Annotated in this window: 22 protein-coding genes and 1 tRNA gene; 10 read left to right on the forward strand and 13 right to left on the reverse strand. The window is 66.7% G+C overall.

Annotated features, from left to right (window positions below):
• The 5 genes from ctaD to FWJ47_RS08855 form a co-directional block, all read right to left on the reverse strand.
• Positions 1-1,725 carry an aa3-type cytochrome oxidase subunit I gene (gene ctaD / locus FWJ47_RS08835; protein ID WP_147107017.1) on the reverse strand — a complete coding sequence of 575 codons (1,725 nt, stop codon included), beginning with the start codon at positions 1,723-1,725 and terminating at the stop codon, positions 1-3.
• A 2-nt stretch (positions 1,726-1,727) separates the two neighbouring features.
• Positions 1,728-2,636 carry an aa3-type cytochrome oxidase subunit II gene (ctaC, locus tag FWJ47_RS08840; protein WP_147107020.1) on the reverse strand — a complete coding sequence of 303 codons (909 nt, stop codon included), beginning with the start codon at positions 2,634-2,636 and terminating at the stop codon, positions 1,728-1,730.
• Between the two features lie 209 nt (positions 2,637-2,845).
• Positions 2,846-3,241, reverse strand: coding sequence for a HesB/IscA family protein (locus FWJ47_RS08845; protein ID WP_147107023.1), 396 nt, complete (start codon positions 3,239-3,241; stop codon positions 2,846-2,848).
• 117 nt (positions 3,242-3,358) lie between these two features.
• On the reverse strand, positions 3,359-3,988 hold the full coding sequence (locus tag FWJ47_RS08850; protein WP_246126237.1) for a DUF3043 domain-containing protein: 630 nt from the start codon (positions 3,986-3,988) through the stop codon (positions 3,359-3,361).
• A gap of 4 nt (positions 3,989-3,992) precedes the next feature.
• Positions 3,993-5,075, reverse strand: a complete 1,083-nt coding sequence (locus tag FWJ47_RS08855) for a quinone-dependent dihydroorotate dehydrogenase (RefSeq protein WP_147107026.1) — start codon at positions 5,073-5,075, stop codon at positions 3,993-3,995.
• A gap of 66 nt (positions 5,076-5,141) precedes the next feature.
• On the opposite strand from FWJ47_RS08855, the gene FWJ47_RS08860 reads away from it, so the two are divergent.
• Together FWJ47_RS08860 and FWJ47_RS08865 are read left to right on the forward strand one after the other, a co-directional pair.
• Complete coding sequence (locus tag FWJ47_RS08860) at positions 5,142-6,233, forward strand: alpha/beta hydrolase (RefSeq protein WP_246126334.1); 1,092 nt, start codon at positions 5,142-5,144, stop codon at positions 6,231-6,233.
• A gap of 358 nt (positions 6,234-6,591) precedes the next feature.
• Positions 6,592-7,065: an IS110 family transposase gene (locus FWJ47_RS08865; protein WP_147107032.1), complete on the forward strand. Its 474-nt coding sequence runs from the start codon at positions 6,592-6,594 to the stop codon at positions 7,063-7,065.
• 934 nt (positions 7,066-7,999) lie between these two features.
• On the opposite strand, the gene FWJ47_RS08870 is transcribed toward FWJ47_RS08865, so the two are convergent.
• The 4 genes from FWJ47_RS08870 to leuA form a co-directional block, all read right to left on the reverse strand.
• Positions 8,000-8,251 carry a hypothetical protein gene (locus FWJ47_RS08870; protein ID WP_147107036.1) on the reverse strand — a complete coding sequence of 84 codons (252 nt, stop codon included), beginning with the start codon at positions 8,249-8,251 and terminating at the stop codon, positions 8,000-8,002.
• Between the two features lie 67 nt (positions 8,252-8,318).
• Positions 8,319-9,116: an isoprenyl transferase gene (locus tag FWJ47_RS08875; RefSeq protein WP_147107039.1), complete on the reverse strand. Its 798-nt coding sequence runs from the start codon at positions 9,114-9,116 to the stop codon at positions 8,319-8,321.
• A gap of 23 nt (positions 9,117-9,139) precedes the next feature.
• A complete protein-coding gene (recO, locus tag FWJ47_RS08880; protein WP_147107042.1) occupies positions 9,140-9,886 on the reverse strand; it encodes a DNA repair protein RecO in 747 nt (248 codons plus the stop codon).
• A gap of 70 nt (positions 9,887-9,956) precedes the next feature.
• Positions 9,957-11,687 (reverse strand): 2-isopropylmalate synthase, encoded by a 1,731-nt coding sequence (gene leuA / locus FWJ47_RS08885; protein WP_147107045.1) that lies wholly within the window; start codon positions 11,685-11,687, stop codon positions 9,957-9,959.
• A 283-nt stretch (positions 11,688-11,970) separates the two neighbouring features.
• Between leuA and FWJ47_RS08890 the strand changes: the two genes are divergently transcribed.
• From FWJ47_RS08890 to FWJ47_RS08900, 3 genes are read left to right on the forward strand one after another with little or no spacing between them, the layout of a single operon-like run.
• Positions 11,971-12,984 (forward strand): ABC transporter ATP-binding protein, encoded by a 1,014-nt coding sequence (locus FWJ47_RS08890; RefSeq protein WP_246126238.1) that lies wholly within the window; start codon positions 11,971-11,973, stop codon positions 12,982-12,984.
• Positions 12,981-13,748 carry an ABC transporter permease gene (locus FWJ47_RS08895; RefSeq protein ID WP_147107048.1) on the forward strand — a complete coding sequence of 256 codons (768 nt, stop codon included), beginning with the start codon at positions 12,981-12,983 and terminating at the stop codon, positions 13,746-13,748. Before FWJ47_RS08890 ends, FWJ47_RS08895 begins: the two co-directional genes overlap by 4 nt.
• Positions 13,749-13,758: 10 nt before the next feature.
• On the forward strand, positions 13,759-14,796 hold the full coding sequence (locus FWJ47_RS08900; RefSeq protein WP_246126239.1) for a COX15/CtaA family protein: 1,038 nt from the start codon (positions 13,759-13,761) through the stop codon (positions 14,794-14,796).
• Between the two features lie 17 nt (positions 14,797-14,813).
• Here the strand turns inward: FWJ47_RS08900 and FWJ47_RS08905 are convergent, their stop codons facing one another.
• The gene (locus FWJ47_RS08905; RefSeq protein ID WP_147107051.1) at positions 14,814-15,662 is read right to left on the reverse strand and encodes an Fpg/Nei family DNA glycosylase; all 849 of its coding nucleotides are present in this window, start codon (positions 15,660-15,662) and stop codon (positions 14,814-14,816) included.
• Positions 15,663-15,733: 71 nt separating this feature from the next.
• Here FWJ47_RS08905 and FWJ47_RS08910 point away from each other — a divergent pair, with 71 nt between their 5' ends.
• Positions 15,734-16,747, forward strand: a complete 1,014-nt coding sequence (locus tag FWJ47_RS08910) for an LLM class flavin-dependent oxidoreductase (RefSeq protein WP_147107053.1) — start codon at positions 15,734-15,736, stop codon at positions 16,745-16,747.
• Here the strand turns inward: FWJ47_RS08910 and FWJ47_RS08915 are convergent.
• Positions 16,732-19,740 (reverse strand): bifunctional [glutamine synthetase] adenylyltransferase/[glutamine synthetase]-adenylyl-L-tyrosine phosphorylase, encoded by a 3,009-nt coding sequence (locus FWJ47_RS08915; protein ID WP_147107056.1) that lies wholly within the window; start codon positions 19,738-19,740, stop codon positions 16,732-16,734. The two genes, FWJ47_RS08910 and FWJ47_RS08915, sit on opposite strands and share 16 nt — an antisense overlap.
• 28 nt (positions 19,741-19,768) lie before the next feature.
• Positions 19,769-21,109 carry a type I glutamate--ammonia ligase gene (gene glnA / locus FWJ47_RS08920; protein WP_147107059.1) on the reverse strand — a complete coding sequence of 447 codons (1,341 nt, stop codon included), beginning with the start codon at positions 21,107-21,109 and terminating at the stop codon, positions 19,769-19,771.
• 80 nt (positions 21,110-21,189) lie between these two features.
• On the opposite strand from glnA, the gene panB reads away from it, so the two are divergent.
• A complete protein-coding gene (gene panB, locus FWJ47_RS08925) occupies positions 21,190-22,065 on the forward strand; it encodes a 3-methyl-2-oxobutanoate hydroxymethyltransferase (protein ID WP_147107065.1) in 876 nt (291 codons plus the stop codon).
• Between the two features lie 19 nt (positions 22,066-22,084).
• Here panB and FWJ47_RS08930 read toward each other — a convergent pair whose 3' ends face one another.
• Positions 22,085-22,288: an SPOR domain-containing protein gene (locus tag FWJ47_RS08930; RefSeq protein ID WP_147107069.1), complete on the reverse strand. Its 204-nt coding sequence runs from the start codon at positions 22,286-22,288 to the stop codon at positions 22,085-22,087.
• Positions 22,289-22,358: 70 nt separating this feature from the next.
• Here FWJ47_RS08930 and map point away from each other — a divergent pair, with 70 nt between their 5' ends.
• The 3 genes from map to FWJ47_RS08945 all read left to right on the forward strand — a co-directional run bounded on the left by map (position 22,359) and on the right by FWJ47_RS08945 (position 24,245).
• Positions 22,359-23,249 carry a type I methionyl aminopeptidase gene (gene map / locus FWJ47_RS08935; RefSeq protein ID WP_147107072.1) on the forward strand — a complete coding sequence of 297 codons (891 nt, stop codon included), beginning with the start codon at positions 22,359-22,361 and terminating at the stop codon, positions 23,247-23,249.
• Positions 23,250-23,260: 11 nt separating this feature from the next.
• Positions 23,261-24,133, forward strand: coding sequence for a polyphosphate--glucose phosphotransferase (ppgK, locus tag FWJ47_RS08940; RefSeq protein ID WP_147107075.1), 873 nt, complete (start codon positions 23,261-23,263; stop codon positions 24,131-24,133).
• Positions 24,134-24,171: 38 nt separating this feature from the next.
• Positions 24,172-24,245 (forward strand) — tRNA-Val (locus tag FWJ47_RS08945).
• Positions 24,246-24,329: the final 84 nt, after the last annotated feature.

A 24,329-nucleotide genomic window follows, 5' to 3' on the forward strand; every position in this document is an offset into this window, starting at 1 on the left:
TCAGATACCTGCCTTGTCCTTCTGGTCAGCCGGTCCGAACACCTTGCCTGCTGGTGTGTCCAGGCTGTGCCGGTCGGAGAGCTCCGGGTGGTGGAGGTCCAGCGCGGGGCGCTCGGACCGAATGCGCGGCAGGGAGTAGAAGTTGTGCCGCGGCGGGGGGCAGCTGGTGGCCCACTCGAGGGAGCCGCCGAAGCCCCACGGGTCGTCCACGAGAACCTTCTTGCCTTTGCGAGCGGTAATCCAGACGTTCCAGAAGAACGGAATGAGGGAGGCGCCGAGCAGCATGGAGAACACGGTGGAGAACTGGTTCATGCCGGTGAAGCCATCTTCGATCATGTAGTCCGCATAGCGGCGAGGCATGCCCATCACGCCCAGCCAGTGCTGAACCATGAAGGTGCCGTGGAAACCGATGAACAGCATCCAGAAGCTGATCTTGCCGAGACGCTCGTTGAGCATTTTGCCCGTCCACTTGGGCCACCAGAAGTGGAAGCCCGCCATCATCGCAAACACCACGGTGCCGAAGACCACGTAATGGAAGTGGGCCACCACGAAGTAGGTGTCGGAGAGGTGGAAGTCCAGCGGCGGGGACGCCAGAATGACGCCGGTCAGACCGCCGAAGAGGAAGGTGACGAGGAAGCCGAGGCTCCACAGCATGGGCGTCTCAAAGGTGATCGACCCTCGCCACATCGTTCCGATCCAGTTGAAGAATTTCACCCCGGTCGGAACGGCGATGAGCATGGTCATCAGTGCGAAGAAGGGCAGCATCACTGCGCCGGTGACGTACATATGGTGCGCCCACACGGTCACAGAGAGGGCTGCGATCGCAATGGTCGCGTAGACCAGGCCCTTGTACCCGAAGATCGGCTTGCGGCTGAAGACCGGGAGAATCTCGGAGACGATGCCGAAGAAGGGCAGGGCGATGATGTAGACCTCGGGGTGGCCGAAGAACCAGAAGAGGTGCTGCCAGAGAATCGCGCCTCCGGACTCCGGGTCGAAGATGTGGCCGCCGAGGCGCCGGTCCATGGCCAGGCCGAACAGGGCCGCTGCAAGCGGCGGGAAGGCCATCAGCACAAGGATGGAGGTGATGAGGGCGTTCCAGGTGAAGATCGGCATGCGCCACATGGTCATGCCCGGGGCACGCATACAGATGATGGTGGTGATGAAGTTGACCGCACCGCCGATGGTGCCGAAGCCCGTCAGTGCTAGGCCGAGCACCCATAGATCTCCGCCGAGGCCCGGCGAATACGTCGTGTCAGACAGCGGCGCGTAGGCGAACCATCCGAAGGAGGCCGCGCCCTGCGGGGTCAGGAATCCCGCCAGAGCCACCAGGGAGCCGAACAGGAACAGCCAGTAGGCCAGCGCATTCAGGCGCGGAAAGGCGACATCCGGCGAACCGATCTGCAGCGGCACCATGACGTTCGCGAAGCCGGCGAACAGAGGCGTTGCGAACATCAGCAGCATCACCGTGCCGTGCATGGTGAAGAGCTGGTTGTACTGCTCGCGGGTCTGCAGGAACTGCATGCCGGGCTCGAAGAGCTCAGCACGGATGACGAGGGCCATTACGCCGCCGATGCAGAAGAAGGCGAACGACGTGATCAGGTACAAATAGCCGATGGTCTTATGGTCGGTGGTGGTCAGCCAGTCGACCACAATCTTCCCCTTGGAGGCGGGGACTGCGCGGGTGGCGTCCCGCGAATCGTCAGCGGAGTACTCCATTGTCGTCATGGTCAGTCGTCCCCTCCGGTGATGGTTGCCTGATCGTGCAGGTTGGGGTTGCGGTCATAGGTGTCGTCGAGGTGCCCCTCCTCGAGAGTCTCGAGATGCTCGACGAACTCGTCCTCCTCGACCACCTCCACGTTGAACAGCATGTTCGAGTGGTATTCGCCGCAGAGCTCGGCGCACTTGCCGTGGAAGGTGCCGGTCTCCTGCGGGGTCAGATACATGTAGGAGGTCCGGCCGGGAATCATGTCGCGCTTCTGGAGGAACGCGGGGACCCAGAAGGAGTGGATGACGTCGCGGGAGGTCAGCTCGAACTCCACGGAGTGGTCCACCGGCAGGTAGAGGGTCGGAAGGGTGTCCACGACCTCCTCGCGGGGAGAGCCGTCCTCGTAGGTCAGGTCGCCCTGGACGCCGGCGTAGTGCACCTCGTACTCCTCGCCATCCTCGGAGGTGTAGGTGTAGTTGAAGTCCCAAGCCCACTGCTTGCCGACAACATTCACCTGGACTTCCGGGTCGACGTAGGGCTCGTCCACCTCTCGCTGGGCCTGATCGGTGTAGTAGAAGAACACGGCGACCATCACGATGGGGAGCACGGTGTACATGATCTCCAGCGGCACGTTGTAGGCCAGCTGACGAGGATAGCCGGTCTCCCCCTTGCGCCGTCGGTAGGCAACGATGCACCACAGCATCAGGCCCCAGGTCAGCAGGCCGACCAGGAGAGCGGCGATCCAGGAGTTGACCCAGAGGTCAGTCAGGACTGCGGTGTTCGACGTGGTCTCTCGGTCGCCGGGCAGCCAGCCGCGGCTCGCGGGGTGATCATCATCACAGGCAGTGAGAACCGTCAGGGCGATGCCGGCCAGTGCGGCACCCTTCACGGTGTTCAAGCCTCGGCTGCCGGTTCGTGTCTGCGAACTCAAAGACGGCCCTTTCCTCTTATGCAAGCGAGCGAGTGATCCGCGCGCTGAACCTTGGGTGAAAACGCTGAGGTCAAGACTACTACGTCATGTAGAAGCGCGCCTGCTCTGACACCGCCTGTCACAGCCGGATATGAAGAAGGCCCGCACACCACGGGGTGTGCGGGCCTTCGAGAGTTTCTACATGACGTAGAAGTTACGCGATGCGGACCTCAGTGGAACGAGTCGCCGCAGGCGCAGGAGCCTCCTGCGTTGGGGTTGTCGATGGTGAAGCCCTGCTTGGAGATGGAGTCTTCGAAATCGATCTTGGCGCCTTCAAGGTAGGGCACGCTCATCTTGTCGACCACCACCTCGACGCCGTCGAAGCTGCGCAGAGCGTCGCCGTCGAGGACTCGCTCATCGAAGTAGAGCTGGTAGATCAGACCGCTGCACCCGCCGGGCTGAACCGCCACACGCAGGCGCAGGTCCTCACGGCCTTCCTGCTGCAGCAGGGATGAGACCTTCTCGCTGGCGGTCTCGGACAGCTCGACCTGGTGGGTCTTGGAGCCTTCGACCTCTTTGCCGCGGACCTCAGTGGTCTCCGGGGCGTCCTGTGTGGGAGTGCTCATTCTGGTTATCCCTTCCCGACGGGCGTTCGCTTCTGGTGTTGGTCAGATGGTGCCGTCATGTTCACAGTACCAACGTGAGCGCCCCCGGCGGCATTCCCGCCCGAGGACGAATTCGGCTCAGCTGGGAAATTCTCCGCGGGCGTTCATCGGCTTGGGCAGGCGCAGGCGGCGCAGCTGCATGCCCCGCATCGCGGCGTAGAAGCCCAGGCCGCGCTCCATGTTCTCCGCGCCGAACTTCTGCGCGACCAGCTTCTTGGAGCGGCGGGAGACCCAGAAGGCCTCCACGATTACGGCCAGGATGAGGCCGTAGAGCGCCAGTCCTAGGCTGGCCATGATCTGATCGCCCATGAGCAGGGAGACGAAGAGGAAGACCACCATAAGGACCAGCAGCCACTCGCCGATGCCGTAGCGGGCGTCGACGAACTCACGCACGAACCGCTTCTGCGGGCCGCGGTCCCGGACCGGCATGTGGCGCTCGTCGCCGGTCTCCATGGCACGGCGAGTCTTGGCCCGCTCCTCCGCGAGGGCCTGGCGCTGCGCGCGGCGAGCGGCCTTGCGGTCCGCCTGCACCAGCGGCTGACGGCGAGCCGCCACCTGGTCCCTGCGCCTGGGGGTGGGCGTCCCCTTCTTCTCGGGAAACTTCTGAGCTCGGGTCTCAGCGGCCGCGGCATCGTCGCCGGCCGCGGAATGGGCCTGGGCCTCATCCTCGAGGAGCTCGTTCTGGGTCTTCTTCTTGCTGAACAGCACCGGCTCAGTCTACGGCACGCACCGCCAGGGCGCGGTTGATGCGCCGCACCCACAGAGGACCCTCGTAGACGAAGGCGGTGTAGCCCTGCACCAGGTCTGCTCCGTGCTCCAGCCGCCGGGCTACATCGTCGCCGGTCGCCGCTCCCCCCACCGAGATGATCGCAGCGGCCTTCGGCAGGCTTCGACGCAGGCGTGCCAGCACCTCCAGGCTGCGCTCAGCCAGCACCGGCCCGGAGAGCCCCCCGGCGCCGATCCTCTCCACCTCTGCGGGCGGGGTGCGCAGGCCCTGACGGGAGATGGTGGTGTTGGTGGCGATGACGCCGTCCAAGCTCAGCTCTGAGACCAGCCCGGCGACGGCGTCGACGTCCTCATCGTCCAGATCCGGCGCGATCTTCACCAGCAGCGGCACGTGCTGCTCGCTGACGGCGTCGGCCTGCTCCCGCACCGCCATGAGCAGCGGCCGCAGCGCTTCGATGCTCTGCAGCTGGCGCAGACCCGGGGTGTTGGGCGAGGAGACGTTGACCACCAGGTAGTCAGCGACCGGCGCGAGCGCCTTGGTCGAGACCAGGTAGTCCTCCACCGCTCCCTCGAGCGGGACAGCTTTGGTCTTGCCGAGATTCACCCCGATCACCGGTACGTGCCGGCCGGCGCTCCGCAGCCGCTCCACGTGCCGCCTGGTCGCCTCGAGCCGCTCGCGGACCTCGTGAGCGCCGTCGTTGTTGAAGCCCATGCGGTTGATCAGCGCACGGTCCTGCACGAGCCGGAAGAGCCGGGGGCGCGGGCTGCCGGGCTGGGCCTGGCCCGTGACCGTGCCCACTTCGATGTGGCCGAAGCCCAGGGATGCCAGCGGCAGCACCGCCGTCGCACCCTTGTCGAATCCGGCTGCGAGCCCGAAGGGCGACGGGAAGAGCACTCCGAGAGCCTCAGTCTCCAGTTGAGGGTGAGGTCTGCTGAGCCGCTCCAGCACGCGGCCCGCCCCCAGACGGTGGGCTGCGCGCAGCCCCCTCACCACCAGCCGATGCGCGCCCTCCGGGTCCATGCGGGAAAGCACAGTGCGGAAGGCGAGGCGGTAGAGCAGTGCAGGCATGGGGCCGATCCTATCCGCCCGTCACGGTTCAGGATCTCCCCAGAGTACTTTCCTACGGTGGCGCATATGTCATCCGAGGTCTCAGCTGACACCCCTGCCTTCTACCCTGTTCCTGGGGAGCATGCCACCGGCGGTGAGCTCGCCGAGCACGTGGCCGCAGACCTGCTCGAGGACTCTGCCGCCGGGGAGTGGGTCGACGACGTGCTGCCGGGCTGCTCGCGGCAGACCATCCCGCTCGACGACGACTCCGAAGGGGGAGTGTGCGCCACGCTCGTCCGGCTCGATCAGAAGCCTCAGGCTGACCCCGCAGCCGTGCCCGAAGCGCCGGTGCTGCAGATCCACGGCTGGACGGACTACTTCTACAACCTACCGATGGCGCACCGGTGGGCTGAATCCGGGCACAGGTTCTACGCACTGGAGCTTCGCAAGTACGGCCGCAGCCTGCGCGCCCACCAGACGCCGGGCTTCATTGAGGACCTGCGGGAGTACGACGAGGAGATCAGCGCCGCCCTGAAGATCCTCCGTGAGGAGAACCCCGAAGCGCCGGCGCCCATCATCCACGCTCATTCCACCGGCGGCCTGGTGGCTGCTCTCTGGGCTCAACGCCATCCGGGACGGGCGGGCGCGCTGGTGCTCAACTCACCCTGGCTGGAAGTCCCCGGCGATGTGCCGGCCCGTGCGGCGGTGGACGGCCTGGTCTCACCCCTGAGCCATGTGAAGCCCACGGCCACGGTGAAGGTTCCTCGCCTGGAGAACTATTGGGAGTCCCTGAGCGCCGAAGCGTACGGCGAGTGGCAGCTTCACCCGGTATGGCGGCCCCGGAAGTCGTTCCCCATGACAGTCGGCTGGCTGCGGGCGGTGACGAGCGGCCACAAGCAGGTCTACGAGGGGCTCGGCCTGGACCTTCCGGTGCTGGTGCTGCTCTCAAGCGGCACGGTCTACCGGCGCCAGTGGACCAAGGAGTATCAGGAGAACGACGGGGTGCTCGACGTGGAGCTGCTGGCGCGCAGGGCGGTGCGGCTGGGCAGCCAGGTGACGGTGGTGCGGGTGCCCAAGGCGATGCATGACGTGTTCGCCTCGGCGGAGCCGGTCCGCTCCCACGCGTTCGCGCAGGCCCAGCGCTGGCTGAGCGCGTATGCGCCGAAGAAGTATTCATAAAACACTCCCCCTCTGCGCTTAGAAGGCCCAACCACAAGGATCAGAGAGTGGGGTCGGCATGGCGGTGGGCGGTCACGGGGAGAAGCCCTGACCAGCCGCAGATGCCGAGGTTCCTACAGCAGGCCATCTAAAGACACTTCGACAGTGCCCCGCTCTGTATTTTCTGTGGCCCTCTCACCCTCCGCGGTTTCACCCGCTCGATTCCGTGGCCGGAAGGTCACGGGTAAGCCTGTCCGTGGCGCTCGCGTGGATCTGTCATAGCCGCTTTTGCTCTCTAGACAGTCTTGAAGTCAACCGAACCTTCGGCAGACCCGATGTCGGCAAGACGAGCATCACGCCACCGCACTGACCACCAGCGGTGACAAGACCTACGACAAGCCCCCTGCCCAACGACGAAACCAAACCCCGAGACCTACTGAGCGAGCTGACTGCCGAGCACGGCCCGGCCTTGGTACTAGTCGATCAGCCCGCAGCCATCGGGGCCCTACCTGTCACTATCGCCCAGAGCATGGAGCAGGTTGAAGTCGCCTACTTGCCGGGACTGACCATGCGCAGAATGGCTAACCTGCACGCCGGCTCAGCCAAGACCGTTGCCCGGGACGCGTTCATCATTGCTGAAACCGCCCGAACCATGCCCACCGCGCTGCGGCAGATCGCAACCTCGGACGAGCAGATAGCTGAGCTGGCAGTGGTGACCGGCTTCGATGATGACTTCCTGGCCCAGACCACCGCCGCCCGGAGCCGGCTGCGCGGGCTGCTGACCCAGATCCACCCCGGCCTGGAACGGGTCATCGGGCCACGTCTGCACCATTACGGGGTCCTAGATGTTTGAGCAGGTGGCCTACTCCGCAGCGGATCAAAGACGCCGGCCGAGGTCATGTGCGCAATCGGAGCAAGAAACACAACCCACGGTGGCAGACCCACTCACTGAGGAGATCTTCACCGCTCTGGACGCCCAGGCAGTGGTGGTGCCCGGCACTGACGATCGTGCCGTTCATCGCCGGGGAGCTGAAGGACCTATACTCACAGCGTCAGCAGGTTCATAGCCAGGTCGATGCCCCCGGAAGCGGAGTCAGGACCGCCGTACCAAGACCCAGAGGCCCTCAGAGGCGGCATCGGGCATGCCCCAGCTGCTTGACGAAAACCATAGAGGCCGCACCAACTAACGATCTTCTGGAAGGACCGCGTCCTCGGCCCCCACTGTGTAAGCCTCAATACGCGTATCCAACAAAACTGCCTCCGCCACGTCGTGGGAGGCACCCAGGAACACGCTCCTCCCATATATGTCATTACCCAGAACCCACTGAAGCTCAGGATGCCACCACCGCATTGGTATTCGACGGTTCAGCGAGAAATGTTCTGGCATGCTCTTCCATACCCACGAACACCGTCGTGGCGGAAGCTCAGCATCCAACACGTGAACCCCCGTTGGTCTCTGAACGTCGGCATACCCCTTCCATTGCGCGAAGACCACTCCAGAGCTAGTACTCAGATGCTCCTGAAGCACCTTCAGCACTAACGGGTCACAGTCCCGGATTCAGGCTCATCCGCCTCGACCACATTCTCCCGGCATTCAGCCCATTGAAAAACTGAAGCCGCTAGACTGCGAGAAGTCCCCCACCTCACTGGTTTACCGTTCGAGTCATACGCTGGATTCAAGATCCGTAGATAGGCCGGGCAACCAAGCGGAACATAAGAAGCAACCACTCGTCCTGATGCATCAAGACGCTCTGACATGTAATTCAGAGAATCCAACAAGGCCATCCTCAGCCTCTCTCCGCCCGGAACCCCCAAGACGCCATAGCGAGATGCATGCCGTCCTCTTTATGTGGTTCTACGCTGTAGCCCACGTGCATAGCGACAACTTTCGATTCTCCAACTTCCTCAACAGAGATCGATAAATTGCCTTCCGACAGCTCAACATTGCATATCTCACTATCCCTGAGGCACTCAATCTCATCCCCACTGCTGTTCACAGGAACACCGTCTGAATCAACTTCCTTGAATGCAACCATCATGTGGTAACCCTCACGCTACGAGCGCAACGTTTCATCGATGTAAACCTCTAGTCGTCAGGTGGGAATATTAACGAGGGGGATTTCTGACCCGGTCCACGGCGCCTCCGTAGCGGCGGTCCCGCTTCGCGTAGATCTCGATGGCCTCCCACAGGGTGGTGCGATCCACGTCCGGCCAAAGCGTGTCGAGGAAGACCATCTCCGCGTAGGCGGACTGCCAGAGGAGGAAGTTGCTGATGCGCTGCTCCCCGGAGGAGCGCAGGAAGAGGTCCACGTCCGGCATGTCGGGCTCGTCGAGGTGGGCGGCGACTGTCTTCTCCCGGATGCGTTTGGGGTCCAGCTTCCCCTCGGCCGCCTTCTGTGCGATCTGCTGAACGGCGTCGGCGATCTCAGCCCGGCCCCCGTAGTTCACGCACATGGTGAGTGTGGCGCGCGTGTTGTGCTGGGTGAGCTCCTCCGCTGCCTCCAGCTCCTTGATCACCGAGCGCCACAGTTTGGGCCGCCGGCCCGACCAGCGGATGCGCACACCCCATGAGTGGAGGATGTCGCGCTGACGGCGCAGCACATCCCTCGAGTAGCTCATGATGAAGCGGACCTCATCCGGGGACCGCTTCCAGTTCTCGGTGGAGAACCCGTAGACGCTCACGTGTCCGACGCCGGCTTCGACGGCCCCGGCCATCACCTCCATCAGCGAGTGCTCGCCGGCCTTGTGGCCCTCGGTGCGGGGCAGCCCGCGCTGGTTGGCCCACCGGCCGTTGCCGTCCATGACCACGGCGATGTGCCTGGGGATCAGCTCAGCGGGCAGCCGAGGCGGCTGCGCCCCCTCAGGGTGCGGCCAGGGATCTTGGTAGTTGTGCTGGGTTGCCATCGGCGATCATTCTGCCAGTCGGCTCACAGCGCCGCCTTCAGACTCTTGAAGCGGCGTTCGAGGTGGTGCTGGGCGTAGTCGATGACCACCCCTATCGCCTCGTGCTTCAGGTCCGGGGCGAGGCCGTCTGTCCGGTCCCACAGTCCGTGCTGGAGGGCATGGAGGAGCTCAGGGGCTCCTCCGCTGAGCGTCCGGGTCCCGGGCGGGCGACAGTCCGCGCAGACCGGCCCGCCGGCTGCCGCGTGGAAGCCGGCCTGGGCCCCGGGGGCTCCGCAGGCCACGCAGGCGGACCAGGTCACCTGCCAGCCGGCGGCGGAGAGGGCGCGAAGCAGATAGGAGCCCATGATCAGGTCAGGGGCGCGATCGCCGCGGGCCAGCGCGCCGCAGGCCCCGTGGAGCAGATCGAACTGACGGCGCGAGGATTCGGCATCGTTCTCCGCGAGCCTTTCGGCGGCCTCAGCCATCGCCGAGGCTGCCGTGTAGGCCTCGAAGTCCGCGGCGATCACCGGCCCGTAGGCGAACCTGCCCTGGGCCTGGGAGATGATCTCCAGGCTGCGGCCGTGGACGAACTGCACATCCGCAACCATGAACGGCTCCAGGGCCGCCCCGAACTTGGAGCTGGTGCGCCGCACCCCTTTGGCCACGCCTCTGACGACTCCGTTGAACGCGGTGAGGCAGGTGATGATGCGGTCTGCCTCGCCGAGATTGTGAGTGCGCAGCACGATCGCGAGATCGCGGTAGCTGCGCGAGGCGAAGGTCGTACCGGCCATCGTTCCAGACTACGCTTCAGTCGGCCCCAGGCGTGAAGGCCGGCGCCTTCGCGGCCTGCGCCGCCTGGGACTAGCGAAGGGCGCGGTTGACGCCGCTGATGACGGCGCGGAGGCTAGCCAAGGTGGTGTCGTGGTCGAGGCCCACGCCCCAGAGGACCCGGTCGCCCACGGCGAGCTCGACGAAGCTGGCTGCCTGGGCGTCTCCAGAGGCGCTCATGGCGTGCTCGGTGTAGTCGAGGAGACGCACGTCGGTGCCATCGTTCTGAAGCACGTGGAGCAGGGCGGAGATGGGTCCGTTGCCTTCGGCATGCTCGCTGCGTGAGGTGCCGTCGACGATGAGCTCCACGTCCATGCTGAACTGACCGCCGGCCCCCGATGAGGTCTGCACGGCGCCCAGGCGGTAGCGGCCCCACTGGTTCTCGCCCTCCTCGGCGGGCAGGTACTCGTCCTGGAACATCTGCCAGATCTCTGCCGGGGAGACCTCTCCCCCGCCGGCGTCGGCACGACGCTGGATGACTCCGGAGAACTCGACCTGGGTCCGGCGGGGCAGGTCGATGCCGCGCTCGGTCTTCAGGACGTAGGCCACACCCCCCTTGCCGGACTGGGAGTTCACGCGGATCACGGCCTCATAGGTGCGGCCGATGTCCTTGGGGTCGATGGGAAGGTAGGGAACGGCCCAGGTGAGCTCGTCCCGGTCCATGCTCTCCGCCTCTGCACGGGAGTCCATGTGGGCGAAGCCCTTGTTGATGGCGTCCTGGTGGGAGCCGGAGAACGCGGTGAAGACGAGGTCGCCGGCCCAGGGGGACCGCTCGGGAACCGGCATCTGGTTGCAGTACTCGGCGGTGCGCTTGATCTCGTCCATCTGGGAGAAGTCGATCTGCGGGTCGATGCCCTGGCTGAAGAGGTTCATCCCGAGAGTGACGAGGTCGACGTTGCCGGTGCGCTCCCCGTTGCCGAACAGGCAGCCTTCGATGCGGTCGGCCCCGGCCATGTAGCCGAGCTCTGCGGCGGCCACAGCGGTGCCGCGGTCGTTGTGGGGGTGCAGAGAAAGGATGATGGAGTCGCGCGGGGCGAGGTTGCGGTGCATCCATTCGATGGAGTCCGCGTAGACGTTCGGCGTGGCCATCTCCACGGTGGCCGGCAGGTTGACGATGACCGGCCTCTCCGGGGTGGCGCCGAGAACCCCGATGACCTCATTGGAGATGTGCGCGGCAAAGTCCAGCTCAGTGCCGGTGAAGGACTCGGGGCTGTACTGGTAGATGATCTCGGTGCTGTGGGTGAGGTTCTCTTCGAACTTCTTGCACAGCCGGGCGCCCTGGGTCGCGATGTCGACGATGCCGTCGCGGTCCTTCTTGAAGACCACCTCCCGCTGCAGCACGGAGGTGGAGTTGTAGAGGTGGACGATGGCCTGGGGCGCACCGTCGACGGCCTCGAAGGTCCGCTCGATGAGGTGCTCGCGGGCCTGGGTGAGGACCTGGATGAAGACATCGTCGGGGATCTTGTCCTGCTCCACGAGCTGGCGGACAAAGTCGAAGTCGGTCTGGGACGCGGCGGGGAAGCCGACCTCGATCTCCTTGTAGCCCATGGAGACCAGCAGGTCGAACATGCGGTGCTTGCGGTCCGGGCTCATGGGGTCGATGAGCGCTTGGTTGCCGTCGCGCAGGTCGACGGCGCACCAGCGGGGGGCTTGGGCGATGAGCTGGTCGGGCCAGGTCCGGTCCGGCAGAGAGACGGTGATCTGGTCCTGGAAAGGCTCGTACCGGCGGTACGGCATCTGGGAGGGCTTCTGCAGCTGGCGCATGAGGTTTCCTTTTCGCGTGGGGGCTTCAGTGGCTGGCGGCCGAAGGGAGCCGGACTCCGCAGCGGGGACTCGGCCAGGAAGTGTGCGCCGTCTCAGGCGTGCGCACGCACTTCCCCGCTGCGGCGGAGAAGCTGAAGTCGTAGCGCACGAAGCATCTGCATAGTGTTGAAGCTAACACGGAGCGTGGCGCCGCCACACCCTTCTCGGGGCGCGTCCAGGATGTGAGCCGCATGAGTTTTTCTACAACGTGTAGAAGAGGCGCTGAAAGTCGTAGAATGTGGCGATGTCTTCTGCCGCCCCCGCACCCTGTCTCATCCTGAGCGATGTGCGATACGCCCTCGGCTCGGCGCGTGCGGCCTCCGGCGTGAAGGAGATCATCTCCGGGGTGGACATCACCGCACGGCGGGGCGAGGTGACAGTCGTCATCGGTCCCAACGGTGCCGGAAAGACCACCACCCTCGGCATCGCGCAGGGGCTGCTGCGCCCCTCCGCAGGCTCGGTCCGCCTGCTCGGCGAGAACCCCTACCGTGCCGGCGCGGAGCTGCGCGCCCGCGTGGGCGTGATGCTGCAGGACGGCGGACTCCCACAGTCTGTGAAGCCGCGAGTGCTCCTGCAGCATGTGGCCCGGCTGCACGCATCTCCCTGGCCGCTGGCGGATCTCATCGAGCGCCTCGACCTGGGCAGCTTTCTGGATCGCGGCATCCGACGGCTCTCCGGCGGGCAGAAGCAGAGGGTCGCGCTGGCCGCTGCTCTCATCGGCCGGCCCGAAGTGGTCTTCCTCGATGAGCCCTCCGCCGGGCTGGACCCCCAGTCCCGCCACCTGGTGTTCGACCTCGTCGAGCACCTGCGCGGCCGAGGCATCGGCATCGTCCTGACAACGCACCTTCTGGAGGAGGCCCAGCGGCTGGCCGACTCCGTCTTCATCCTCAAGGACGGCATCGTCGTGCGTCACGGAACCGTGGCTGAGCTCACCAACGCCGATGGGCCGCCCCCCGACGCTGCTGATGCGACGGAGCGGAACGGAGAGCTCAGCGGAGGCTCACCCTCACGTCGGCTGGTGTTCGCGTCCCCGCGCATCCTGACGGCGGAGGAGCTGGGCTCCGCGCCGCTGAGCGTTCAGCTCGACGGCGATGCCTCGAATAAGGCGGGTGCCCGCTGGGCGGTCTACGGGGTGGCCTCGCCCGCTGAGCTCGCAGCAGTCACCGGCTGGTGGGAGCAGATCGGCCTGATGCCCGCAGAGATCAGCTTTGAGGCGCGCACACTGGAGGACGTCTTCTGGGAGGTGAGCACCCCATGAGCACCGAACCCGCTGAGGCTCCCGCCGTCTCCCGCCCCGCTCCCACTGCTGCCCGAGTGCTGGCGCAGGGTCTCTATGAGACCCGCAATGTGCTGCGCAACGGTGAGCAGCTGCTCGTCAGCCTCATCCTCCCGCTGCTGGTCCTCATCGGTGTGCACCGCTTGGAGCTGATCGCGGGCCAGTCGGTGCCCTCCATCGATGTCATCACTCCTGGGGTGCTTGCGCTGGCCGTGATGGCCACCGGCTTCACCGGGCAGGGCATCGCCACCGGCTTCGAACGCCAGTACGGGGTCCTCGCCTACCTCTCGACCACTCCCCTGGGCCCCGTGGGGCTGATCCTCGGCAAGGCAGTGGCTGTGCTGGCTGTGATCCTGGTCCAGGTGGTGGTGCTGGGCTCCGCCGGCCTTGCGCTGGGATGGAGCCCAGACCTGACCGGGCTCCTCTGGCTGGGCCTGGGCATCGTCATAGGCGCGGCCGCGTTCACCGGCCTGGGGCTGCTGATCGCCGGAACCGTACGCGCCGAAGCCACACTGGCCCTCACGAACGTAGCGTGGGTCCTGATGGGCGCCGCGGGCGGAGCGGTGTTCCCCCTGGGGCACGACGGCGCCGCTGCGGCGCTGCTGCTGATTCCCTCCGCCTCGCTCGGCGAGGCCCTGCGCTCGGCGAGCATCGAAGGCGAGCTCGCCGTCCTGCCCCTCCTCATCCTGGCCGGCTGGGCGATCTTCGCCGTGCTGGCCGCCCGACGCTGGTTCCAGTGGAGATAGGTGATTCACCGTGGAGACCCTGACCCTTCCCTTCCGCGCTCTCGGCCGCCGGCTCGCGCCGGTCTTCGCGCCCTTGACGCAGCGCCTGCCCACCGAGATCACCCGAGTCACCAAGTGGATCGCTTGGGCCTCCCTGATCGCCAACATCGGGATCATCCTGACCGGAGGCGCCGTCCGGCTCACCGACTCGGGGCTGGGCTGCCCGGAGTGGCCGCTCTGCACGGAGGACTCCATCGTCGCCACCCCGGAGATGGGCATCCACGGCGCCATCGAGTTCGGCAACCGGATGCTCACCTACGTGCTGATCGCGATCGCCGCGGCCATGCTGCTCTCGGTGATCCGGCTGCGCCGCACCCACAGGCCGCTGGTGGCAATGTCCCTGATCATCGTCGCAGGCATCCCCATCCAGGCGGTCATCGGCGGAATCACCGTCTGGACCAACCTCAACCCCTGGGTGGTGGCCCTGCACTTCCTCGCCTCTGCCGGGCTGGTGATGGTGGCCACATGGATCCTCGGCCGCGTGAACCTGGAGCTGCGCACCGTCGGAGCGACGGGCACGCCCTTGGTCGACGGGCCCACGGACCGCACCACTCGCCTGACGGGATGGGTCATCCTGGCCTCCGCCTGGGCGGCCGTGGTCCTGGGCACCGTGGTCACCGGCACTGGCCCGCATGCCGGGGACCCCGGCTCGCCGCGGCACGATTTTGACCCCAACCTGGTCACCCAGCTGCACGTGGCCCCTGTCTATGTCCTGTGCGCCGCCACCGTGGTCCTCATGGTTCGAAACGCCCAGCTGAAGGCCTCCCCCGCCCAGCGCCGGGCCGGCTGGTTCCTCCTGGCCGTCATCGTCCTCCAGGGCATCGTGGGCTACTGGCAGCACTTCACTGGTCTGCCCATCCAGCTCGTCTGGGTGCACATGCTCGGCTCGGCGCTGACGGTGGTGGCCGCCGCGAACGTCTGGGACCGCATTCTTGCCCCGTACCGAACCCGTGGGCTGGGCGACCCCACCGCCCCGCGCACCGAGGCCGCAGAGCCCGCCCTGCGCTGAGGACCCGAACCGACTCCTCAGAAGAGCCTGTCCATCCCCCGGTCGGAGAACGTCTTCCCCTCGTTCTGGCAGGTGGGGCAGTACTGGAAGCTGGAGTCGCTGTAGGCCACCTGTTTGATGGTGTTCCCGCAGTCCGGGCAGGGCTCACCGAACCGGCCGTGAACCTTCAGCGCCGACTTCTTCTCCTTCTTCAGATCGCTGGCGGGCCGGCCCTCGGCCCGGCTCATCGCCTCAGTGAGGGCTGCCTGCATCGCCTGATGCAGGCGGGCGACCTCGTCTGGGCCCATGTCGGCTGACTTGAACGGGGACATCTTCGCGGCGTGCAGGATCTCATCCGAGTAGGCGTTGCCGACGCCGGCGATGTGCTGCTGCGTCTTCAGAACATTTTTGATGCGTGCGCGTCCCGCTCCGCGCAGCACCTCGGCGAAGCCTGCCTCATCCAGTTCGAGCGCGTCCGGCCCCAGTTTGGCCACACCGGGAACCTGCTGCGGCTCGTGCACCAGGTGCAGCGCCAGCGCTTTGCGGGTCCCAGCCTCGGTGATGTCCAGCCCAGTGCCGTCATCGAGCACGAGACGTGCCCCGATGGGGCTCTTCGGCGAGGGCCTGCCCTGGGGCGCAGAGTCCCGCCACCGGATCCAGCCCGCCAGGGAGAGATGGATGACCAGGTGGAGCTCTCCGATCATGATGTCCAGGAACTTCCCGATCCTGCCCACCGCCCGCACCGTCTGGCCGCTGACCGCAGACACCGGGGGGTCAAAGGTCTTCAGCGCGTGGAAGGCAGTCACGTCCAGACGTTCCACGGTGCGGCCCTTCAAACGATGCTGAAGGTCAACGGCGAGGGCATGGACTTCCGGCAGCTCAGGCATGTCCACATCCTAGTGAGCCGGACCATAGACGCACCCGGAATGGGGCTGGAGGTGGGCATGTTGGCCTGGATATGACTTCAGCCAAACGTCCCCTCTCCCTGCTCGATCTCGCCAAGGTCAACGAGGGAGAGCAGATCTCCGAGGGCATCGCCCGCTCACTGCGGCTGGCCCAGAGCGCCGATGGTCTGGGCTACACGCGCATCTGGTTCGCCGAGCACCACAACATGCCGCACGTGGCTTCCTCCGCCACATCCCTGCTGATCCAGCATATCGCTGCGAACACGCAGAACGTCCGGGTGGGCTCGGGGGGTGTGATGCTGCCGAACCACTCCCCGCTGGTGATCGCCGAGCAGTTCGGCACCCTCGCCGAGCTGCACCCGGGACGCATCGACCTCGGCTTGGGCCGGGCTCCCGGCACTGACGGGGCCACGATGCGGGCGCTGCGTCGGGACGGCACCGAGGCGGACCGGTTCAGCGCAGACATCATGGAGCTCTCGGGGTACCTGACCGGCAGGTCCCGGGTGAAGGGCGTGAACGCGTATCCCGGATGGAGAACCGATGTCCCGCTGTGGATCCTCGGCTCGTCCCTGTACGGAGCTCAGCTGGCCGCCCAGCTGGGGCTTCCGTACGCCTTCGCCTCGCACTTCGCCCCTCAGATGCTGGAGCACGCCGCACACACCTACCGGGAGAGCTTCGACGCCACGAACTCACTGGCCGGCCCTGACGCCGAGCCGCACTTCATCGCGGCGGCAAACGTGGTCGCTGCGGAGACCGAGGACGTCGCCCAGGAGCAGCTCCGGGCCGCAGAGAACGGATGGATCAGGGCGATGCTGGGCCGGAACCGCGAGCTGACGCCCGACGACGTCGAGATGCTGCGCGACCACCCAGCCGGTCAGCAGGTGCTGGGCATGCTGAAGGAGACCGCGGCCGGCACCCAGGAGCAGGTGGTTGAGTGGTTGGACGCCTTCGGCGACCGGGTCCGGGCGGATGAGCTCATGCTGGTGAACCTGGCTCCGGAGGAAGCTGCCCAGCATCGCACCCTCGAGCTGCTCGCACCGGGCGGCAGCGCTCAGTCGGCGTCGTAGAAGAGCCGCTCGAAGACGGAGCGGGCACGGCGGGTGGTGCGCAGGTAGTGCTCCTCGAACTCGCCGGCCCGGCTGGCGCCGAACCCGCACCAGCGGGAGACCGCCTCCAGGTCTCGGCGGGAGTCCGGCAGCACGTCGATGCTGCGTGCGCCCCACACCTTGTTGCCGGAGCGGACCCGGGTGCAGAGCTTCCACGCCTCGGCCAGAGTGTTGGCCTCGTGGGGCCCGAGGAGCTGGTCATCCACCAGGGCATTCAGCCCGTCCAGTGTGGAGGCGGTGCGGAGTTTGGGCCGCTCGTGGGCATGCTGCAGCTGCATCAGCTGAACCAGCCATTCGACATCGGAGAGGCCGCCGCGGCCGAGCTTCACGTGCCGTTTGGGGTCGGCGCCGCGGGGCAGCCGCTCGGCTTCCACGCGGGCTTTGATCCGGCGGATCTCGCGGACCTGGGAGTCGGTGGGTGCGGAGCCGTAGCGCACCTCGTCCACCAGCCGCATGAAGTCCTCCGCCAAGCGGGGGCATCCTGCGATGGGCCGGGCTCGCAGCAGCGCCTGCCGCTCCCAGACTTCGCCCCAGCGGCGGTAGTACTCCCCGTAGGAGTCCAGTGAGCGGGACAGCGGACCCTGCTTGCCCTCTGGACGAAGGTCGGCGTCGATCTGCAGGGGGCTCTCCCCCTTCACCGCCGGCCTCACCGGGGCGGACAGCAGCTCCCGGAGACGCTGGGTGAGCTTCTGCGCCTGCCCTGCAGCCTCCGAGGGCTCCACGCCCTCCTTGGCACGGTGGACGAACAGGGCGTCCATATCGGAGCCGTAGCCGATCTCCCGGCCGCCCTGACGTCCCATGGCCGTGACCAGGAAGTCGATCCGCTGCTCGTCCTGTCCGTAGACCTCCTGCTCCGCCACGCGCAGCGCACCGAGGGTCACGAGCCGGTCCGCCTCAGCCAGGGCTCGTCCCACCTCCTCGACGGTGAGAAGCCCGACGGCGTCGGCGATCGCCGTGCGCAGCACCTCCCGCTGGCGGATGAGCCGCACCAGTCGGACACCGGCGGTGGGGCCGGCGTCGTCCCGTTGGGTGTGGCGGGACAGGGAGTTCTGCGCCTCCGTCCAGAGCGAGTCGAAGCTGCGCGGGGCGAGCTGCTCGTCATCGCCGAGCCATTTGGCGGCCTCCGGGGAGTGCTCGAGGAGGTCGGAGATGAACCGGGACCCGGAGAGGATTCCGGCAAGGCGCTCGGCAGCGACTGAGGAGTCGCGCAGCATCGTCATGTACCAGGGGCTGCTGCCCAAGGAGTCGGAGAGCCGCCGGAAGGCGAGCAGTCCGGCGTCGGGGTCCACGCCTTCGGCCAGCCACCCGAGCATGGCCGGCAGCACGCGCCGCTGCAGCATGGCTCGGCGGCTGAGCCCTGATGTGAGCGCCTCGATGTGCCGAACCGCGCCGCGGGTGTCTGTGTAGCCCAGTGCCGCCAGGCGTGCTTCGGCGGCCTGCGGGGAGAGCCGGACATCGTCGTCGGCGAGGGCCGCTGTGGTGGAGAGCAGGGGGCGGTAGAAGATCCGCTCGTGGAAGCCGGCCACCCGGCGGGCGATGCCGCGCCACTCTTCGAGCAGCTCCTCGGGCGCGCGCCGGCGTGTTTCCTGCGGGCCCCTCACCGCGTGGGCGAGGGCGCGCAGCTCGGCGTCCCTCTGCGGCATCAGGTGGGTCCGCCGCATGTTGGACATCTGGATGCGGTGCTCATAGAGGCGCAGCCGCCGGTAGGCGGAAGACATCTCCGCGGCGTCTTGGCTTGAGACGTATTCGCCGGACTGCAGCGCTGCGATCGCTGAGATGGTGTCTCGCACGCGCAGGGACTCGTCCACCCGGCCGTGGACGAGCTGCAGCAGCTGGACGGTGAATTCGATGTCACGCAGCCCGCCCCTGCCGAGCTTGAGCTCCCGGGCGGCGCGCTCCGTGGGGATGTTGTCGAAGACTCGTCGGCGCATCGCCTGGACATTCTCGACAAAATTCTCCCGGGCGGAGGCTTCCCAGACCAGGGGCCAGATCGCCTCCATGTACTCCTGGGCGAGCTCGGAGGCTCCGGCGATGGGCCGGGCCTTGAGAAGAGCCTGGTACTCCCAGCCGTGGGCCCAGCGGGCGTAGTACTCCCGATGGGAGTCCAGGGTCCGTGAGAGGGGGCCGTCCTTGCCCTCGGGCCGCAGGTTGGCGTCGACCTCCCAGAGGGCAGGCTCGCCGGTGTGGGCGCCGATGATTTTGGTGATGCCTGAGGCGAGCTCGGCGGCGAGGGTCTGGGCGACGTCGTGGTCGATGTGCTCGGGAGCCCGGTGGACGAAGATCACGTCCACATCGGAGATGTAGTTCAGCTCCCGGGCCCCGCATTTGCCCATGCCGATCACCGCGAGGTCGATCTCGGCGACCTCGGGGCGCCGTTGGGCGAGCTCTGCACGTGTGATCTCGAGGGCGACGTCGATCGCGGCTCCGGCGAGATCGGCGAGCTGGCGGGCGGCCCGAGGCTGGTATCCCGCAGGGTCCTGGGAACAGAGGTCCCGCAGTGCGAGGCAGGTCAGCTGCCGGCGGTAGGCGATGCGGAGGGCTGTTCCGGGCTGCTCGGCGGTGCGGGCGACGGCCAGCGCCGCATGCAGCTGCTCGGCGGTGGGATCCTCCGGCTCCTCCCCCTGCGGCGCAGACAGGCGCTCATCGGTCAGGAGATCGACCTGCTCCGGGTGGCGGATCAGGAACTCGCTGAGCGCCTGGGAGCCCCCCAGCAGGCGGATCAGCGGGAGCGCGGCATCACCATCCTCCTCGAACAGGCCCAGGATCTCGGGAGCCCGCTCGGCGAGACGGATGAGCAGCAGCAGGGCCTGGTCCGGGTTGGGTGCGTGCCGCATCAGACGCACCAGGCGGGCAGCATCCAGGCTTGCCAGTTCGCTGTCGCCCAGGAAGCCTTTGGCACGGGCAGTGTCCTGGAAGCCGGCGGCGATCAGCTCACGTGCGGAAAACTCCTGCATACCAGCGGGCGGCTCCGTGGACCGATGCTCAGACGACGCCGAGGTAGCTGGTGACTTCGAAGGGTGAGACGTTGACCCGGTAAGCGTCCCATTCCTGTCGCTTGTTGCGCAGGAACATCTCGAACAGCTGCTCGCCGAGGATCTCGGCCACCAGCTCAGACTCCTCCATCTGCCGCAGCGCCTCGTGCAGGGTTCCCGGAAGCGGCTTGATCCCCACGGCCTTGCGCTCGGAAGAGGTGAGCGACCAGACGTCCTCGCTGGTGGGGTCCGGCAGGTCATAGCCTTCGCGGATGCCCTTCAGGCCGGCGCCGATCACCGCGGCGTAGGCGAGGTACGGGTTGGCTGCTGTGTCGATGCCGCGGAACTCCACTCGGGCGGAGCCCCCCTTGTTCGGCTTGTACAGCGGCACACGCACCAGCGCGGAACGGTTGTTGTGGCCCCAGGAGACGTGGCTCGGCGCCTCTCCGCCGCCCCAGAGGCGCTTATAGGAGTTCACGAACTGGTTGGTCACCGCGGTGATCTCCGGGGCGTGGGTCAGCACCCCGGCGATGAACTGGCGCGCGGTGGCCGAGAGATTGAACTCGGTGTTGGGGGCGTAGAACGCGTTGGTGTCACCCTCGAAGAGGCTGAAGTGGGTGTGCATGGCCGACCCCGGGTGCTCGCTGAAGGGCTTGGGCATGAAGGTGGCGTACTTGCCGTGCTGCAGGGCCACCTCTTTGACGATGGTGCGGAAGGTCATCATGTTGTCCGCCATGGTGAGCGCGTCCGCGTACCGCAGGTCGATCTCGTTCTGCCCTGGGCCGACCTCGTTGTGGCTGAACTCCACGGAGATCCCCACGGCCTCGAGCATGTTCACGGTGTGGCGGCGCAGATCCTGGGAGACCGAGCCGGTCAGGTGGTCGAAGTAGCCGGCGTGGTCAGCCGGGTGCAGGTAGCCGTCAGCGTCCGGGCGGTCGGAGTCCAGCAGGTAGAACTCCACCTCAGGGTGGGTGTAGCAGGTGAAGCCCATCTCTCCGGCTGCGTCCAGCTGGCGGCGCAGCACATGGCGGGGATCGCCGGCAGCCGGTTCCTCATCCGGGCTGAGGACGTCGCAGAACATGCGGGCGGTGGGCTCCTCCTCGCCGCGCCACGGCAGGATCTGGAAGCTGGAGGGATCCGGCTTCAGCAGCATGTCCGACTCGGAGATGCGGGAGAGGCCCTCGATGGAGGAGCCGTCGAAGCCGAGCCCCTCGTTGAAGGCGCCCTCCACCTCAGCGGGGGCCAGAGCCACCGACTTCAGCGAGCCGACCACGTCGGTGAACCAGAGGCGCACGAACCGAACGTCGCGCTCCTCGATGGTGCGCAGTACAAACTCCTGCTGGCGGTCCATTGGCTCCTGCCTCCCTGCTGGTGTTTCTTGCTGACGGGCGTCACTCTACCCAACGGGGCAGACACAGTACTGTTACACCTATGACTGCCGAATCGCCGTCGCACTCCGAGAAGAACCCATACGGCTCCTCCGCCGGACAGAGCGGCCCGGAGAGGATCGCACCGGGCCGCATCCGCACCCACCACATGGCACAGTTCAAGGAGGCCGGGCAGCGATTCACCATGCTGACCGCCTACGACGCCAGCATCGCCGGCGTCTTCGAGGAGGCGGGCGTCGAGCTGCTGCTGGTGGGCGACTCTGCCGCGAACGTGATGATGAAGTCAGGCACCACCCTGCCCATCACCGTGGACGAGATGCTGGTGTTCGCCCGCTCGGTGGTCAATGGGGTCAGCCGTCCGCTGGTGGTGGCGGACCTTCCATTCGGCTCCTACGAGGCTTCCCCGCAGCAGGCCCTGGGCACCGCCGTGCGGTTCATGAAGGAGGCCGGCGTCCAGGCCGTGAAGATCGAGGGCGGCTCGGAGAGGGCCGAGACCATCCGCACGCTCGTGGGCGCGGGCATCCCGGTGATGGGGCATGTCGGATTCACCCCGCAGGCGGAGCACGCACTGGGCGGCTACCGGGTCCAGGGCAGGGGCGACGCCGGGCAGAAAGTGATCGACGACGCCGTCTCGGTGGAGGAGGCAGGAGCCTTCGCCGTGGTCATGGAGATGGTGCCCGCGGCTGTGGCCGCTGAGGCGGACGAGAAGCTGAGTATTCCTACGATCGGCATCGGAGCGGGGAACGTCACCACGGGCCAGGTGCTCGTGTGGCAGGACATGCTCGGGCTCAACGCCGGGCGGGTGCCCAGGTTCGTGAAGCAGTACACGGATCTGCGCAGCGTCATCGCCGACGCCGTCGGCCAGTATCGCGCCGAGGTCGAATCAGGCGAGTTCCCCGCCGAGGAGCATTCCTTCTGATCTCAGGCTGAAGCCGGGCTCACTGTTGGTGGGGCGGGCTGCCGTCGTCGTCCTCGCGCTCCTGGGCGAGCAGCTCGTCGTACTCATCTGAGCGCTGCCGGGCCCGCTCCAACGCCTGCTGCGCCTCAGCGCGGGTGGCGTAGGGACCCATGAGGTGCTTCCAGCTGGACTTGCGACCCTCTTCCACCTCACCAGTGGTGACGTTGTACCAGTATTCGCCCATAGCCTCAGGATACGCTCGTGGGCCTCTGCTGGATAGGTCCGGCGGGCCGCTGAGCAGATAGGCTGGGGGCATGTCTTCTGCTGGTTCCACTGCCCCCGTCGGCACGCTCACCAAGGGGACGGTCTCCCCTGAGCGGCCGGTGCCCGCGCACATCGAACGCCCCGAGTATGTGGGCAGGCCGGCCCCGGAGAAGTACACGGGCCAGGACGTGTTCGACGCCGCCATGGTGGGAAGGATCCGCCGGGCTGGCCAGCTGGCCGCAGACGCCATGGTTGCCACCGGCCGCCTGATCACACCCGGCGTGACCACGGACGAACTGGACGCCTTCGCCCATGACTATCTGGTCGAGCGGGGCGCCTATCCCTCCTGCCTGGGATACCGCGGGTTCCCGAAGTCCATCTGCACCTCGGTGAACGAGGTGGTCTGCCATGGCATCCCGGACTCCACGGTCCTGGCCGACGGCGACATCGTGAACCTGGACATCACCGCCTACATTGACGGGGTCCACGGGGATCACAACGTGACCTTCCTGGTCGGAGACGTGGATGAGGACTCCCGTCTGCTGGTGGAGCGCTCCCACGAGGCCATGATGCGCGGCATCAGAGCCATCAGGCCGGGACGTCCCATCAACGTGATCGGCCGGGCGATCGAGGTCTACGCCCGCCGGTTCGGGTACGGATCAGTGCATGAGTTCATCGGCCACGGGGTGGGCCCGGCGTTCCATACCGGCCTCGTCATCCCCCACTATGACGCCGCCCCGGACTACTCCCAGCCCCTGGAGCCGGGCATGGTGTTCACCGTGGAGCCGATGATCACCCTGGGCACCCGCCAGTTCGAGCTCTGGGAAGACGATTGGACGGCTGTGACCCGGGACCGGATGCGGACCGCTCAGTTCGAGCACACCCTTGTGGTCACTGAGGACGGCGCGGAGATCCTGACCCTGCCCAACGAGGAAGCCTGAGGAGAGGGACTATGACCTCCGCCGCCGTCAATCGTCCTGCTGATGGGGCGCCTGCCTCTGAGGCTCTGGGACCGGCCAGCGCCGTCCTGCCGGAGCTGCCGCGCTACGCGATCGGCGTGGATGTCGGAGGCACCGGCATCAAGGGCGGCGTGGTCGATCTGAAGGCGGGCGATCTGGTGAGCGACCGGGTCCGTTTCGACACTCCGCAGCCGGCCACCCCGGAGGCTGTTCGGGACACGGTGGAGAAAGTCCTGGATGAGCTGGTGGCCCACCCTGACTGTCCTGCGGAGAAGCAGCTGGCGGTAGGGGTCACCTTCCCGGCGATCGTGATTGACAACGTGGTGCTCTCCGCGGCGAATATTGATAAGTCCTGGATTGAGTGCGATGCCGGTGAGCTGATGGGTGAGCTGCCGGGCCGCACCGCCTGTCTCAACGATGCTGATGCCGCTGGGCTGGCGGAGGCCCGCTACGGCGCCGGCGACGGCAAGAGCGGGACGATCATGATGGTCACCCTGGGCACTGGGGTGGGGTCGGCCCTGGTCCACGATGGCGTGCTGGTTCCGAATTCTGAGCTGGGCCATGTGGAGTTTGAGGGCGTAGTCGCCGAGACAAAGGTCTCGGCGCGTGCCCGGGAACGTGCGAAGCAGCCGTGGGACGAGTACGGGGAGACGCTGCGTCGGTACCTGGCCCACCTGTGGCGGATCCAGCCGGTGTCCCAGTTCATCATCGGCGGCGGAATCTCCACCCGTGCGCATGATTTCCTGCCGCAGGTGACGGGGCTGCGCGCTGAGGTGTCGGTGGCGAAGTTCCAGAAGAACGCCGGGATCGTGGGCGCTGCGCTGTTCGCCGCGGAGCAGGCTCAGGTCGCCGCGCTTCGCAGCTGAGCTGAGCTATACTTGATGGTCGCGCGTTCAGCGTGCTTGCGCCGATAGCTCAGTTGGTTAGAGCACTGCGTTTACACCGCAGGTGTCGGGGGTTCGAGTCCCTCTCGGCGCACCGGAATATCGTTGATATGACAAGCATGCAGGGTCACGGCTCAACGAATCCCCCCAAGAATCTCGGAAATCCCCCCAAGGCCGG

The sequence above is a fragment of the Nesterenkonia populi genome (assembly GCF_007994735.1).
Taxonomy (GTDB): Bacteria; Actinomycetota; Actinomycetes; order Actinomycetales; family Micrococcaceae; genus Nesterenkonia; species Nesterenkonia populi.

What these genes read in the sequence shown, in the direction of transcription:
- ctaD (WP_147107017.1), bottom strand. Translation starts at nt 1,725, where the DNA reads ATGACGACAATGGAGTACTCCGCTGACGATTCGCGGGACGCCACCCGC.
- FWJ47_RS08845 (WP_147107023.1), bottom strand. Translation starts at nt 3,241, where the DNA reads ATGAGCACTCCCACACAGGACGCCCCGGAGACCACTGAGGTCCGCGGC.
- FWJ47_RS08855 (WP_147107026.1), bottom strand. Translation starts at nt 5,075, where the DNA reads ATGCCTGCACTGCTCTACCGCCTCGCCTTCCGCACTGTGCTTTCCCGC.
- FWJ47_RS08860 (WP_246126334.1), top strand. Translation starts at nt 5,142, where the DNA reads ATGTCATCCGAGGTCTCAGCTGACACCCCTGCCTTCTACCCTGTTCCT.
- FWJ47_RS08870 (WP_147107036.1), bottom strand. Translation starts at nt 8,251, where the DNA reads ATGATGGTTGCATTCAAGGAAGTTGATTCAGACGGTGTTCCTGTGAAC.
- FWJ47_RS08875 (WP_147107039.1), bottom strand. Translation starts at nt 9,116, where the DNA reads ATGGCAACCCAGCACAACTACCAAGATCCCTGGCCGCACCCTGAGGGG.
- recO (WP_147107042.1), bottom strand. Translation starts at nt 9,886, where the DNA reads ATGGCCGGTACGACCTTCGCCTCGCGCAGCTACCGCGATCTCGCGATC.
- leuA (WP_147107045.1), bottom strand. Translation starts at nt 11,687, where the DNA reads ATGCGCCAGCTGCAGAAGCCCTCCCAGATGCCGTACCGCCGGTACGAG.
- FWJ47_RS08890 (WP_246126238.1), top strand. Translation starts at nt 11,971, where the DNA reads ATGTCTTCTGCCGCCCCCGCACCCTGTCTCATCCTGAGCGATGTGCGA.
- FWJ47_RS08895 (WP_147107048.1), top strand. Translation starts at nt 12,981, where the DNA reads ATGAGCACCGAACCCGCTGAGGCTCCCGCCGTCTCCCGCCCCGCTCCC.
- FWJ47_RS08905 (WP_147107051.1), bottom strand. Translation starts at nt 15,662, where the DNA reads ATGCCTGAGCTGCCGGAAGTCCATGCCCTCGCCGTTGACCTTCAGCAT.
- FWJ47_RS08910 (WP_147107053.1), top strand. Translation starts at nt 15,734, where the DNA reads ATGACTTCAGCCAAACGTCCCCTCTCCCTGCTCGATCTCGCCAAGGTC.
- FWJ47_RS08915 (WP_147107056.1), bottom strand. Translation starts at nt 19,740, where the DNA reads ATGCAGGAGTTTTCCGCACGTGAGCTGATCGCCGCCGGCTTCCAGGAC.
- glnA (WP_147107059.1), bottom strand. Translation starts at nt 21,109, where the DNA reads ATGGACCGCCAGCAGGAGTTTGTACTGCGCACCATCGAGGAGCGCGAC.
- panB (WP_147107065.1), top strand. Translation starts at nt 21,190, where the DNA reads ATGACTGCCGAATCGCCGTCGCACTCCGAGAAGAACCCATACGGCTCC.
- FWJ47_RS08930 (WP_147107069.1), bottom strand. Translation starts at nt 22,288, where the DNA reads ATGGGCGAATACTGGTACAACGTCACCACTGGTGAGGTGGAAGAGGGT.
- map (WP_147107072.1), top strand. Translation starts at nt 22,359, where the DNA reads ATGTCTTCTGCTGGTTCCACTGCCCCCGTCGGCACGCTCACCAAGGGG.
- ppgK (WP_147107075.1), top strand. Translation starts at nt 23,261, where the DNA reads ATGACCTCCGCCGCCGTCAATCGTCCTGCTGATGGGGCGCCTGCCTCT.